This is a genomic window from Glutamicibacter arilaitensis Re117, assembly GCF_000197735.1.
GTDB classification, from domain to species: domain Bacteria; phylum Actinomycetota; class Actinomycetes; order Actinomycetales; family Micrococcaceae; genus Glutamicibacter; species Glutamicibacter arilaitensis.
Window position 1 is genome coordinate 2,848,935 of sequence record NC_014550.1, and the last position, 13,590, is coordinate 2,862,524.

General features: G+C 60.8%; 10 protein-coding genes. 5 read left to right on the forward strand and 5 right to left on the reverse strand.

The annotated features are described in order from the left end of the window. Nucleotides 1–202: 202 nt before the first annotated feature. Together AARI_RS13665 and AARI_RS13670 are read right to left on the reverse strand one after the other, a co-directional pair. On the reverse strand, nt 203–1,750 hold the full coding sequence (locus AARI_RS13665) for a DEAD/DEAH box helicase (RefSeq protein ID WP_013349868.1): 1,548 nt from the start codon (nt 1,748–1,750) through the stop codon (nt 203–205). A gap of 301 nt (nt 1,751–2,051) precedes the next feature. After that, entirely contained in the window at nt 2,052–4,193 is a 2,142-nt protein-coding gene (locus tag AARI_RS13670; protein ID WP_013349869.1) for an MMPL family transporter, read from the reverse strand. 130 nt (nt 4,194–4,323) lie between these two features. Here AARI_RS13670 and AARI_RS13675 point away from each other — a divergent pair, with 130 nt between their 5' ends. The 4 genes from AARI_RS13675 to AARI_RS13690 all read left to right on the forward strand — a co-directional run bounded on the left by AARI_RS13675 (nt 4,324) and on the right by AARI_RS13690 (nt 8,101). Beyond that, complete coding sequence (locus AARI_RS13675; protein WP_013349870.1) at nt 4,324–4,812, forward strand: MarR family winged helix-turn-helix transcriptional regulator; 489 nt, start codon at nt 4,324–4,326, stop codon at nt 4,810–4,812. Between the two features lie 20 nt (nt 4,813–4,832). Continuing rightward, nucleotides 4,833–5,456 carry a LysE family transporter gene (locus AARI_RS13680; RefSeq protein WP_013349871.1) on the forward strand — a complete coding sequence of 208 codons (624 nt, stop codon included), beginning with the start codon at nt 4,833–4,835 and terminating at the stop codon, nt 5,454–5,456. Nucleotides 5,457–5,607: 151 nt separating this feature from the next. Next, nucleotides 5,608–6,105 carry a low molecular weight protein-tyrosine-phosphatase gene (locus AARI_RS13685; RefSeq protein WP_226910447.1) on the forward strand — a complete coding sequence of 166 codons (498 nt, stop codon included), beginning with the start codon at nt 5,608–5,610 and terminating at the stop codon, nt 6,103–6,105. Further along, nucleotides 6,092–8,101 carry a chorismate-binding protein gene (locus AARI_RS13690; protein WP_013349873.1) on the forward strand — a complete coding sequence of 670 codons (2,010 nt, stop codon included), beginning with the start codon at nt 6,092–6,094 and terminating at the stop codon, nt 8,099–8,101. Before AARI_RS13685 ends, AARI_RS13690 begins: the two co-directional genes overlap by 14 nt. Before the next feature lie 3 nt (nt 8,102–8,104). On the opposite strand, the gene cls is transcribed toward AARI_RS13690, so the two are convergent. Next, nucleotides 8,105–9,577 (reverse strand): cardiolipin synthase, encoded by a 1,473-nt coding sequence (gene cls, locus AARI_RS13695; RefSeq protein ID WP_013349874.1) that lies wholly within the window; start codon nt 9,575–9,577, stop codon nt 8,105–8,107. Nucleotides 9,578–9,767: 190 nt separating this feature from the next. On the opposite strand from cls, the gene AARI_RS13700 reads away from it, so the two are divergent. After that, entirely contained in the window at nt 9,768–10,643 is an 876-nt protein-coding gene (locus AARI_RS13700; RefSeq protein ID WP_013349875.1) for an aminodeoxychorismate lyase, read from the forward strand. Here AARI_RS13700 and AARI_RS18975 read toward each other — a convergent pair. Both AARI_RS18975 and AARI_RS13710 read right to left on the reverse strand, forming a co-directional pair. After that, nucleotides 10,640–12,967 (reverse strand): ATP-binding cassette domain-containing protein, encoded by a 2,328-nt coding sequence (locus tag AARI_RS18975; RefSeq protein ID WP_013349876.1) that lies wholly within the window; start codon nt 12,965–12,967, stop codon nt 10,640–10,642. The two genes, AARI_RS13700 and AARI_RS18975, sit on opposite strands and share 4 nt — an antisense overlap. Continuing rightward, a complete protein-coding gene (locus AARI_RS13710) occupies nt 12,964–13,572 on the reverse strand; it encodes an ECF transporter S component (RefSeq protein WP_013349877.1) in 609 nt (202 codons plus the stop codon). Before AARI_RS13710 ends, AARI_RS18975 begins: the two co-directional genes overlap by 4 nt. Between the last annotated feature and the right edge of the window lie 18 nt (nt 13,573–13,590).

Sequence of the window (13,590 nt, forward strand, 5' to 3'; positions counted from 1 at the left end):
GCAAGCGTTTCCAACATTTACACTCGGATGCAGGGAAAACATCAAACTTTCAGTATTTTTCCAACTTTTTACATAGGAAACGTTTGCACAATGCGGCACAAGAGTCTCCAATTCCCATTGTCCGGTCAGGTCGGCAACCCCACTACAAAAAGAACCTCCAGACAGCTTTTGGCTGTCTGGAGGTTCTTTTTCGTACTAGTTCTTACCGTCCGCCGGTAGCAGGGCTTGATGCACGACGTGGTCCACGTGAGCGACCACCTGCGGCACCTGCAGCATTGCGGCCTCCGGATCGTGCTGAGGGTGAGGAGTTCGACGGACGCTCGCCATTCGCTCCACGAGCCGAACGGCTTGGACGCTCAGCATTAGCGCCGCGTGATTCGCGTGCTGGACGCTCCGAATGGTTCGATGCACCGGAACGATCTGAACGGCGACGGTCTCCGCCGCGGCCCTGTGCCTCACCGGCAGGCTTGCCGCCGCGTGCATTGCGTGCGCCACCGCGTCCGCCACGGGCGTTCGAGGATTCGCCGGCAGGCTTCTTCTTGGCTGGGTTGCGGGTCTGCTGTGCTGGAGCAACATAAGGAACGAGTTCGGCAACTTCGCCGACGACCTTAGCCACAACTGGCGAGTTCAGGTTGACCTTTTCGAAAGGTACCTTCAGCCCGGCCTGCTTCAGCAAAGTCGAAACGTCGCCCTGCTGATCAGGGGTGCAGATGGTCACTACGGTTCCATCCGAACCTGCACGTGCGGTACGGCCCGAGCGGTGGGTGTATGCCTTGTGCTCTGCTGGTGGATCAACGTGAACAACCAGTTCCACGCCATCAACGTGCACGCCACGAGCGGCAACGTCGGTAGCGACAAGCACCTTCGCCTCGCCTGAAGCGAAAGCAGCAAGGTTGCGGTCACGGGCATTCTGCGACAGGTTGCCGTGCAGGTCCACTGCTGGAACGCCAGCCTTGGACAGGGTCAGCGCCATCTTCTTGGCGTGGTGCTTGGTGCGCATGAACATGATGCGGCGGGCAGTGCCCTGAGCCAGGACGCGGATCAGGTCCTTCTTATCATCGTTGCTGATGACGAAGACGTGGTGCTCCATGGTGTTCACAGCGGCCTTGGGCGCATCCACCGAGTGAATGGTCGGGTGGCTCAGGTAGCGCTTGGCTACCTTGTCCACGCCGTTATCCAAGGTGGCGGAGAACAGCATGTGCTGGATGCCGGTTGGCATGCGGTCCATGATGCGGCGTACTACAGGCAAGAAGCCCATGTCTGCCATGTGGTCGGCCTCGTCCAGCACGGAGATTTCCAGCTGGGACAGGTCGACGATCTTCTGCTTGATCAAGTCATCGAGGCGGCCTGGGCAGGCGATGACGATGTCAGCGCCCTCGTTCATGGCCTTTTCCTGGCGGCTCTGGGCCACGCCACCGTAGATCACGGTGGTGCGCAGGCCGGCAGCCTTCGCCAAAGGCTCAACGGTCTTGGCGATCTGGGTTGCCAGTTCGCGGGTTGGAGCCATGATCAGCGCACGGGGGAAACGAGCCTTGCGGCGCTGCGGGCGATCTGCCAAACGCGCTACCAGTGGAAGCGAGAAAGCCAGGGTCTTGCCGGAACCGGTCTGGCCGCGGCCCAGGACGTCGCCGCCGGCGAGAGTCGAAGGCAGGGTCGCTTCCTGGATCGGGAAGGCGGATTCGATTCCGCTGTCGGCAAGGACCTTGGCAAGGTATTCGGGCACACCGAGGGCGCTAAAAGTTACGGACATATTCAAACTTTCTCTCTGATTCGCACGCCTGATGCAGGCGTTGGGTTTCGCCGAGCCAGGAGGAAGTCCGCAACGTGCAAGGCCAAGGCCTGCTACCAAAAGTGAACCGGCGGAGGTTGTCCGGGCGATCTACTGGAGGGGAAATCTAAACTGTCGACGCATACGCCACAGAATTTTCCGGTGACGCACAAAGATCCATACTACAGTGCTCAAGCGGGGCCCGTCTGTGAGCGGCCCCGCTTTGCACTGCTATGCCGGGAGATGTTCACCACTTGCACTCCCGGATTCTGCGAACTTCTTGCTAGTTCAATTCGAACTTCTTCTTCGCCAAGTTCGAGGGCCACCAGACCTTTGGTCCAATTTCCTCAACCAGCGCGGGAACCAGCAGGCTGCGGACCACAAAGGTATCCAAGAGCACTCCGAATGCCACGATGAAGCCCAGCTGGCCCAGGAACATGATTGGCACTACGCCCAAGGCGGCGAAGGTTGCAGCGAGCACCACGCCGGCGGAGGTAATCACCCCGCCGGTGACCTTCAGGCCAACGCGCATGCCCTCACGGGTTCCACGCTTCAAGGATTCCTCGCGCACTCGAGTCATCAAGAAGATGTTGTAGTCCACGCCCAAGGCCACCAGGAACACGAAGCCGAACAGCGGCACTGAAGGGTCCGCGCCAACATAGTTGAAGACGTTGTTGAAGACCAGTGCGCTGACGCCCATCGCCGTGCCATAGGACAGCACCGTGCTCAGGATCAGCAGCACCGGGGCCAGGATGGAGCGCAGCAGCAGCATGAGGATCAGCAAGATCGCCAGCAACGTGATCGGGATGATCTTGAACAGGTCCGCAATCGCGGTCTCGTTGGTATCGATCTGCGTTGCGGTGGTGCCGCCGACCAATGCATCCGAATCCACCGCATGCATCTGCTCACGCAGCTCAAGCACGGTTTGCTTGGCGGCATCCGAGTCCGCCGCATCAGCCAGGGTCACCGAGATCAGGTTCCGGCCTTCGACGTTCATCGGATCAGCACCACGGGCGGGCATTGCCGGGCCACCATCCTCGGCCTGCAGGTAGGCCGAATCCACGCCGCTAACATCCAGCGCCTTCTCCAAGGCCACCTTCGCTTGGGCTTCATCGACGATCACGGTGGCCGGGGATCCCGAACCACCAGGGAAATGCTCGCCCAAGGCGATCTGCCCGTCGCGCGCCTCGGAACCGCCAACCACCAGCTCGCTTTGCGGCACTCCATGGGCCTTGAGCTGGGTCATGCCCAGCGCTCCCACGGCGAGCAGCACGGCGGTAATGATCCAGATTGGACGCGGATGGCTGGCAACGAAACGCGCAATGCGGCCCCACATCCCTTCCTTCTCCTGGCCCTGGGCATCTACGGCCGCAGGTTTGGGTGCGAATGGCCAGTAGGCTGCCCGGCCCAGCAGCCCGAGCACTGCCGGCAGGAAAGTCAGCGCGGCGATGATCGAGAAGATAATGCCTGAGGCGCCAATTGGACCCAATGCCTTATTGGAGTTCAGGTCGGAGAAGAGCAGGCACAGCAGGCCCACGGTCACGGTGCCGCCCGAGGCGACGATCGGCTCCAGGGACCTCTTCCAGGCTGTCGCCACAGCCTGCCATTTGTCTTGGCCGGCGACCAGGGCTTCCTTGTGGCGGGCGACGAACAGCAGCGAATAGTCGGTAGCTGCGCCGATCACCAGGATGGACAAGATGCCCTGGGCCTGGCCATCAAGCCTGATCCAGCCTTCGGAGGCCATGAAGTACACGGCGAGGATCGCTGCGCACAGCGCCACGACCGAGGTGAGCAGCACGGTGAAGGGAAGCAGGATCGAGCGGTAGACCAGCAGCAGGATCACCAGCACTGCCACCAGGGCCACGCCCAGCAGCACGCCGTCGATGCCGCCGAAGGCCTCAACCAGATCGGCGCTGAAGCCAGCAGGTCCGGTGACATAGGCGGTGAAGCCATCGGGCTTTTCGGCCGCGATCAGCGAGCGCAGCTCTTCGACTCCGGCGTCAGCTTTCACCTCGCCGGAGACCGGAACGATGAATTCAGCAGCCTTGCCGTCCTCGGAAAGGAAGGGGCCGGTGATTTCGCCGTCCAGATGGGTGAAGTCTTTCAAGGCCTCGCCGATCCGCCCGGCCTCTTCCTTGCTAACCCCCTGGGTGCCAGTAAGCAGGACTACGGCCGGGATTGCTTCGGTGGAGCGGAATTTACCCTGCCACTGCAGCGCCTCGGTGGCTTCGGCGGTCGCCGGAAGGAACGAGGTCTGGTCATTGGTCTGGACTTCGGAGAGCTTGCCGAAGGTCGGGCCGCCGATACCGGCAACTGCCAGCCACAGGATGATCAGCAGGGCGTAAATCCCTGCCCTGAGGCCAATACCCTTCTTATCCAACCGCTTCCTGCTTGCTGGCTGATCGGTTTTCGCTAGGTGCGCCACTGATCTATCCTCACTCGTGATTGCTGGCAGCGGATCGCACAGCGATCCAGAAGGCAATAGTACAAGATTTATTTCCATCATAGAAATACTCGCCAAGCTATTAAATTATTTTCCAGCTACGATTACGATTATGAGCGCACGAGAACACCACCACGTGGTTAGGCTCCTGCAGGAATTCGGCCAAGCCTCGGACCGCTACGTTGAATCCACTGGAGCAATCTACGGCACCCACCGCACCGATATGAATGCGCTGTCCATCATTATTAACTACGAGCAACGCGGCCTGCTGCCCTCCCCGCGCGATCTGAGTCGCGAGCTGCAGCTGAGTTCACCGGCCACTACCGCGATGCTGGACCGTCTGGAAAAGCTGGGCATGATCGAGCGCCAGCGCTCTGACCGCGACCGCCGCGTCATCCGCATCGCCATGACCTCCAAGGCCCGCGCCAAGGGCAGGGAAATGTTCATGCCGCTGGGGTTCAAGATGCTCGACATCCTCAGCGGATATGACGAAGAACAGCTGCAGGTCATCAGTAAATTCATGGCCGAAGCCGTCGCCGGTGTGGACAGCGCCCGCGAAGAAGTCGTAACACAGCGTGCGACGAAACCAGCCGCGCCATAGCCGGGTACTAACATCATCAGGTGACACTTTCACTTTGGATTTCCCTGCTCAGCGCCTGCATCATCATCAGCTTCACTCCCGGCGCCGGAGCAATCAACACGATGAGCAACTCGATGCGCCAAGGCTGGCGTGCATCCATCTGGGGTGTCATCGGGCAACAGATCGCTTTGCTGATCCATGTGGTCATTGTCGCGGCAGGAGTGGGACTGCTGGTAGCCAGCTCCCCGCTGCTCTTTGGCATCATCCGCTACGCCGGCGCCGCCTACCTGGTCTATCTGGGCATCCGCATGATGCTCTCCAAACCGGAAGTCGCCTCTGACGGGACCAGCACCGGGCACCGCCTGACACGCTGGGCAATGCTCAACCGCGGAATCCTGGTCAACCTGCTTAATCCGAAAGCCATCGTTTTCTTCCTGGCATTCACCCCGCAGTTCATCCGGACCGATCAGCCTCTGCTCTCCCAATACGCCATCTTCATCGGCACGGTCATCGTGGTGGACATCCTGGTGATGTTCTTCTTCTTTGCCGGCACCGCCCGTACCTTCCAGCGCTTCACCGCCACCTACCGGGGTGCCAAGCTGCTGAACATCCTCTTCGGCATCCTATTCATCCTGGTCGCCGCGCTGCTGTTGCTGATCCACTAATTTTTTCTCCCCCAAAGCCGTCTTGAACCCCTAGTCGTAACCCATTCATAGCCCTGCGCACCGAATCGTTGCCGTTTTGTTGCCGGGAAACGGGCGCGTAGCTATCGATCGAATCGCCTTGTGCCCCTAGACTGAAGCCATGTTCCGGATAATGACAGTGTGCACGGGAAATATCTGCCGTTCACCGATGGCCGAGTACATGCTCAAGAACGCGCTCAAGGACGCAGAGATCTCGCAGGTGGAGGTCGTGTCCCGAGCCATCACCGACGGTGAAGTCGGCAAGTCGATCGATGAGCGTGCTTCCAGCATTTTGCGCAGCCACGGGCTTGACGCGTCCAAGCACCTGGCCGCCCAGATCGACTCCGATGAACTCGCCCAGATGGACCTGGTCCTGGCGATGGACACCGACCACTTCGAGGCACTCGTTCCCGAACTGGCAGAGATCGACCCCAGCGAACGCCCGCAGCTGCGGATGTTCCGCTCCTTTGATCCGGGAACCGCCAGCGCACCGCACGACCAGCAGGGCATTTACGACCCCTGGTATGGTGATGCCGGAGATTTCCGTGAAACCTGGAAACTCATATCTGCTTCCCTGCCTGCCCTTGTAGATTACGTGCGGAGTAATATCGCCTCTCGTGGAAACCGCTAGACCAACACTCATTGCCGTGGACGGACGTTCCGGATCCGGCAAAAGCACCTTTGCAACAGATCTAGCCAAATACTTGGAAGCAACCGCCTCCGTAGCTATTTTGCGCCTTGAAGAGCTCTACCACGGTTGGGACGGGTTGCATCGCTCCTTCGACCTGTACAACCAGCTGCTCCCGCAGCTGGCAGACGGACAAGGAATCACCTATCCCATCTGGAATTGGGAAGCCGACACCCTTGGCGCACCAAAAAACCTGGTGCCCGCCGATGTGGTGATCATTGAAGGCGTAGGAGCGCTGCATGGCGGCGCCCGCGAATTCCTTGACCTCGGAATTTGGCTCGAAGCCCCAGAGAACTTCCGCCGCGACCGCGCACTGGCCCGCGACGGGCAGACCTACAGCCCTTACTGGCAGATGTGGGCCGAACAAGAAGAACGCTACCTGCAGGCCCAGCAGCCAAGCCAAGCAGCCACGTTGATGATGCGGACCGACTTGGACCAGGATCCGATGCAGATCTGGAAGCAGGCCAGCGCCTACCTTCCTGGCCCAGTACGCCAACTGTGCAGCCAAGCTGGCTTCGCCCCCGCCCAGTTGGAATTCCGCCAAAGCTATCAAGGCCCAGCAGATGCCGCCGCGTTGTTCGACCAGCTCGCCCAGGGGCACCGGCACGCTGCCTTCTTGGAATCCACCAGCCACCAGCTCAGCGACCCGCTGGGCCGCAACCGGTACTCGATCATTGCGCTATCCACTGCACCGCAACCGCCGGTACTCAGCGCCAATGCCCAGGGAACCACACTGGATCTGCCCGGAGCACAGGTACAGCTGGGCCAAGACTTCTTCCCGGCACTGGCCGCCCTGTGGCCAACCGGGAACACGGCAGCAACCTGCTATCCACTGCCGTCATGGGTCGGCTATCTGGGGTATGAACTCAAGCGCGAAGTCGGCGCCGCAGATTTATCAGCGGTGATCGAGCCTGGACGGGTACGCCCCGATGCACAGTTCTTCGCCCCCGACACCGTGGTGATCATTGACCATCGTGAAGAACAAATGCACCTGCACAGCAGCAGCCAGCCAGAACCGTCTCTGTCCCTCCTGCTGGGCAACCCACCTGAGCACCGGCCAGCTAAACCACTGCCGACCCCGAACTTCAGCTGCGCGGATACCGAAGCCGGATACAAGCACAAGATCCGCCAGGCCCAGCACGAAATCTACGAAGGCAACACCTATGAGGTCTGCCTGACCACCGAGCTGACCTCCCGAGTCCCAGAGTTTGATCCGTTCGAGGCTTACTGCCGCATGCGCCGCACCAGTCCAGCACCGTTTGCCCATTACCTGCGATTTGCCGATCTGCAGATCTCCAGCATCTCGCCTGAGCGTTTCCTTGCCCTATCCAAGGATGGCCAGCTGCGCGCCGAACCGATCAAGGGCACCCGTGCACGCGGAATAGACGAAGAATCGGATCTGGCGTTGAAGCACGATCTGGCCACCCACCCCAAGGACCGGGCCGAGAACATCATGATCGTGGACCTGCTGCGCAACGATCTCTCCCACCATGCGGTTCCCGGTTCGGTGAAGGTGACCCGGCTGTGCGCGGTGGAAACCTATGCGACGGTGCACCAGATGGTCTCCACCATCGATGCCACGCTGGCTTCCCCGCACTTGGCCGCACACGCGTTGCGTGAAGCGTTCCCGCCGGGCTCGATGACCGGAGCGCCAAAGCTATCCACGATGAACATCCTCGACGAACTCGAAGAGCAACGCGCCCGCGGACTGTATTCCGGAGCAGTGGGATACCTGGGCGCAGATGGCGCCGCTGACTTCTCGGTGGTAATCCGCACCCTGGTCTGCGACCAGCTAGCCGATCAATCCTGGCGCTTGTCCTTGGGATTAGGCGGTGCGATTACCGCTGACTCGGTGCCCACCGAGGAATGGGACGAGGTCATCACCAAGTCCCGCGGCGTGCTCCAGGCACTGGGCGCCCAATTCCCTTCACGGACCTGAGCACTACTGCAAGGTGGCGGTCAGGCGGGCGACATTGTCGATCCAGCGCTGCATGCGCGGGCGCCGGCGCCACTGCGACAGGGTGATCTCTGAGGAGATTTCACGGTACTGGTTCTGCACCGCGTTCACCGCGTCAACCATGTCCTTGCCCAGCAGCATCACGGAAATTTCCATGTTCAGGCTGAACGAGCGCATGTCCATATTCGATGAACCCACCACAGCCACCTCGTCATCGACGGTAAAGCACTTGGTATGCAGCACCATCGGCGCCGGATAGCGGTGGATGCGCACTCCGGCTTCCAGCAGCTGCTGGTAGTAGGACTGCTGCGCGTGATGCACCAGGAACTGGTCGCCTTCTTCGCATACATAGAGTTCCACGTCCACCCCGCGCTGGGCGGCGGTGGTAATGGCATAGAGCAGCGAATCATCGGGGACGAAGTACGGGCTGGTGATTTCCAGCCGCTCGGAGGCCGAATAGATCAGGGTATTGAACAGCCGAAGATTATTCTCCGTGCCATAGCCCGGGCCGCTGGGCAGCAACTGCGCCAAGGTGGAGCCAGGACGTTCCTCATAGGCCAGCGGGTGGCGGGCCTCATTCATGTCCATCAGCACTTCCTGGTCATCATCTTCCTGCCACCAGTCGGTAGCGAAGGTGACATCCAAGCTGTGCACCAGCGGGCCTTCGACGCGCAGCATCATTTCAACCCATTCGCGGCCCACCTTGTGCGAAGACTCGCGCTTGTAGCCCGGCTCGATCAAGTTCTGGCTTCCGGTGAAGGCCACTTCGCCGTCAACAACCATGATCTTGCGGTGATTGCGCAGATCCGGGCGGCGCCAGCGCCGGCCAATCAGGTCAATGGGCAGCATCGGGCGCCAGTTGATATTGGATTTCTTCAGCCGGTTCTTGAAATCCCGGTATCCCTTGACCCGCAGGGTACCGAGGTGGTCGAAGAGCATGCGCACGTGCACGCCGCGATCGGCTGCCGCTTCCAAGGAATCCAGCACCGGTCCCACATAATCCGGGTCATCGCCCATGATGTAGAACTGGATGTGCACATAACGGGTCGCCTTATCGATTTCCTTGCGCATCGCCTCAAGCGAAGCCCGGTAGTCGGAGATAACTTGAACCTCGTTGCCGCCTTCCAGGGGCATGGCCCCCAAATTCCGGTTGAGCATCACCGCAGATTCCACCCATTCTTCTTGGGAATGAAATTCTTCTGGCAACTGCATGTGGCCCGTGGCCTTCATAATCGCATCATGCGCACGCTTCTGCTTTTCCAACCGGCGGCGGGAAAGGCGAGGGTTTGCGAAAAGCCAGTACGCAACCAGACCCACAACGGGCAGGAAGAAGATGGCCAAAAGCCAGGCCATGGCGGTAGTGGGGCGTCGGTTACCCGGGACAATGCCGATCATGAAGTAGCGAACCGCTAGTTCTACTGCGACCAGCACGCTCCACAGAACGCTGCCAATCTGCAATAAGACTTCATTACTTGGCCACACTCAGGCACCCCCTTGGCTACGCCCCTCGAAAATGGCATTTTCGGCCTCTGATCAGTGAACTACAGGCGAAAATCCTTCGCTTAGCTTATCGAACAATGTCAGACTTGTCTGAATCTCTACGCACGGATATAACGCAGAAGACGCTAGGGTTCGATAATCTATGTCTATGAGCTCTCTTGTATTCTTGGATCCGGCCTATCCGGCTGGACGTCTTGCAGACATCACTGCACCGCAACTTCTCGTCACGGCACAGGGAGTCACACGTGGGGACGGCATCTTTGAATCGATGCTCTACACCAATCAGGCCGTACGCAAATTCGAAGCGCATCTGGCTCGTTTGGCCACCTCCGCCGAAGTTGCAGACCTGATCATTCCCGATGCCCGCAGCTGGTTTGCCGCGGTAGACACCGCAGTGGCCGATTTCGATGCCACCGGCGGAGCCGAAGAAGCAGTGGTCAAATTGGTGGCTGCGCGCGGCGAGCACGACAGCGATCCAGCCATCTGCTGGGTCACCGTCACCCCGGCCCCGGCCTTGGGCAAGGAACAGCGCGAAACCGGCGTCGATGTCCTGCTGCTCGATCGCGGCTACGACTCAAAGCTGGCAGAACGCGCCCCATGGCTCATGATGGGCGCCAAGACCCTGTCCTACTCGATCAACATGGCTGCCCTGCGCTACGCGCGCAAGCACGGCGCCCATGATGTCATCTTCACTTCCGCCGACGGCATCATCCTCGAGGCTCCCACCTCGACCGTGCTGGTGGCCCAGCGCGATGGCGAAACCAAGCGCCTGCTCACCCCGATGCTGGAAACCGGCATCCTGCCGGGAACCACGCAGAGCGCAATCTTTGATGCTGCAGCCCAGGACGGATGGGAGCTGGGCTACGGACCACTGCGTCCCGAGGACCTGTACCAGGCCGACGGAGTCTTCTTGGTCTCCTCGATCCGCTTGCTCACCCCGGTGCGCACCATTGATGCCAAGCCATTGCGTCTGGACGCCGAGCTGCATGAACAGCTCAGCGCCCTGTCCGACGCAATCCGCTAGGTCCACACCAAGTTGTAGGTTCCTGCCAGCACGGCCGCCGTCATTGCGGCCGTGCCAAGCAGGACTCCGGTGCCCAGCACCAGCGCATCACGCCAGCTGAAGGTTGCAGTGCGAATCCAAGTGCGCTTGGCAGTACCAAATCCCTTGGCTTCCATGGTGGTTGCCAGCCGTCCGGCACGGCGAATCGCCTGCACCAGCAACGCCAGCACCTGACCCAAGCTTGCCTTCAGCCGCTGGCCCAAGGTGCCAAAGTTCCCCACACCGCGAGCACGCCGTGCCAAAGTCAGCGTGGTGAATTCTTCGACCATCAGCCCCAGCAACCGCATTCCCGCCAGCGCGCCGAGCACGAAGCGATGCGGCACCTTCAACTGCTGGGACAGCGCCCCGCCCAGATCGCTGGGATTCGTGGTGGCCAGCAGCAAAATACACGGAATAGCCAGCGCGAACGCACGCAGCCCGGTAGCAATACCACCGGCAACCGAACCTTCGGTAATGCTGAAGGCCCCGAATTGCGCGTAGACCATGCCGCTGTCCTGCCCCACCAGGGCAATGCCCCATGCGGCAAAGACTCCGGCCAGTAGCAGCGGCCAGGCCCGCTTGAGGAATTTGACCGGGCCTATTCCTGCCAATGGGAAGAGCACCACGGTCGCAACGATAATCACCAGCGCTGAGACCCAATCCAAGGTGGTGATCAGTGGCAGCGTCGCCGCTGCCACCGCCCCGAGCTTGGCCAGCGGGTTGATCTTCGCCAACCAGCTGCGCCCGACAGGTGCATCAAGCACCGGCCCCTGGACAGGAATCTGAGTGGTGGAATTCTGTGCGGCCAACAGCAGGTCAGCTGCCTGCAGCACCTTGGCAAAATGATCATCGTGGGTGACCGCAATAATCGCAGTTCCCTGCTCCAATTCCTCAACCAGCAGCCCGGCCAGTTCGCGCCAGGTGTTCGCATCCTGCCCAAAGGTCGGCTCATCGAGGATCAGCACCTGTGGGGATGCGGCCAAGACGGTCGCCACGGACAGACGGCGCTTCTCGCCACCGGAAAGGGTGAAGGGATTCGCGTCAGCCAGCTCCTCCAGTCCCAAGCGTTCAAGCAGCACCTGTACACGCTGCTGGATCTGCTCGGGTTCGTATTTGGGCAGCTCAGCACCGCTGCGCTGGGCACGACTGGGGGCAAAGGCCAGCTCTTCGCGAACGCTCTGGGTGACGAACTGGTGTTCAGGTTCTTGGAAGACCGACCCGATCCGACCGACCAGGGCCCCTGCCTTCCATTCAAATGGCGCTTGGCCCAGCCCGTCGGCAAGCTTCTCGCTGGCAGCCAGTTCACCGCCGGCTTTCTCCAGCAATCCGCCCAAGGTCAAGGCGAGGGTTGATTTGCCGGCACCATTTTCGCCGCGGATCACGGTGGCCGTGCCAGCCTTCACGCGCACGTCGACTGCTTGGGTGCGCGGGGCGGCGGCACTGCGTGCAGAGACCAGCTGTCGCGCTTCAAGCAGCGTTGGACCTGGCTCGTTGGCTGCAGCGGCTACCTGTGGAAGGTATCCGGGGATCCACAGCCCGGCAGCCGCCAGCTCGTTGCGCACCGTGGCGTCCGTATAGAGCTGTTGGGGGTCCAGATCATGCGCGACTCCCCCACCAGGCTGCAGCACGATCACCCGGTCGACATGTTGCGCCCAGGCATCAAGACGATGCTCGACAATGATCAAGGTGGCCCCCGATATCCGGGCCGCGTTCAGTACCGCATCGCGCAACAGCTCGATGCTTTGCGGATCCACATTGGCAGTGGGCTCATCGAGCAGCATCACGCTTGGCTCCATGGCCAGAATGCCGGCCAGGGCCAACCGCTGCTTCTGCCCACCAGAGAGTTCCTGGGTTCGGTGATCATGAGCCAACGCGCCCAGCCCCACCGCGTTCAACGCTTCGGGGATGCGCTGGCGAATCACCTGCGGATCAATCCCGAGGTTCTCCGGACCAAAAGCCACATCATCAGCGACCCGGCTTTGCACCACCTGAGTTTCTGGATCCTGCTGCATCAGCCCCACCGGATGGGTGCGGCTGAAGGCATCGGACCCGTCTATGAGCAGACGCCCGGATACCTGCTCGGCCTCATCGGCTTCGAGCAATCCTGCCATGGCGTGCAACAGTGTCGATTTGCCGGCACCTGAAGGACCGACCAGCAGCACCTTTTCTCCGGGTTGGATCTGCAGATCCAACCCGGAGATCGCCGGCTGGTGCCGTTCGGTGTGCTGCCACCCGAAGCCTGTTGCGGTAATTGCCGCCCCACGCTGGGTTTTACTGTCGGCCCCGGAATTGGCAACGAAACTCATTTTGAGCTTTCCAAGTGCGCACGCCGGCTGGCCAGCGCGCTCAGTGCTCCAGTCTTGGCCAGGGCACGAGTGGCCAGCCAGGACAGCAGACCGGCAACAATCAGTCCGGAAACACCGGTGGCGATCACGTGGAAGATCTTCATCCCCGCGGTGTACTCAACGTAGTAGGCCATGATGTAGGCCTCGGAAAATCCAGCAAACAGCCCGGAGAGCAGGCCTGCCAGCAGTGCAACGCCCAGGTTCCATTTGCGGTAGCGGAATGCGGCGAAGACCAGTTCTGCACCCAAGCCCTGGACCGCTCCGGAGATCAGCACGGTCAAGCCATAGTGCGAGCCGAGCAACGCTTCAACGACAGCGGCCAGCAACTCGCAATAGATCGCGGCTCCTGGCTTGCGGATGATCAGCGCACCGAGCACCGCTGGGAATAGCCACATGCCGGTGAGCAGTGCGGTAGCTGGTGGGAATGCGGCAAAAGCCAGTGAGAACAGGCCATATCCGGCGCTCCATGCCCAGAAGATGACCCCTGAAGCTACTGCGATCACCGAGGCGACCACGATGTCAACTACACGCCAGCCGGTACGCTGCTTCGATACTGTTTCGTTCATTGTTAATCCTCCTGTGCA

Bases quoted from the DNA above. Each gene is read 5' to 3' on its own strand.
- AARI_RS13710 (WP_013349877.1), bottom strand. From the start codon at position 13,572: ATGAACGAAACAGTATCGAAGCAGCGTACCGGCTGGCGTGTAGTTGAC.
- AARI_RS13700 (WP_013349875.1), top strand. From the start codon at position 9,768: ATGAGCTCTCTTGTATTCTTGGATCCGGCCTATCCGGCTGGACGTCTT.
- AARI_RS13675 (WP_013349870.1), top strand. From the start codon at position 4,324: ATGAGCGCACGAGAACACCACCACGTGGTTAGGCTCCTGCAGGAATTC.
- AARI_RS13665 (WP_013349868.1), bottom strand. From the start codon at position 1,750: ATGTCCGTAACTTTTAGCGCCCTCGGTGTGCCCGAATACCTTGCCAAG.
- AARI_RS18975 (WP_013349876.1), bottom strand. From the start codon at position 12,967: ATGAGTTTCGTTGCCAATTCCGGGGCCGACAGTAAAACCCAGCGTGGG.
- AARI_RS13685 (WP_226910447.1), top strand. From the start codon at position 5,608: ATGACAGTGTGCACGGGAAATATCTGCCGTTCACCGATGGCCGAGTAC.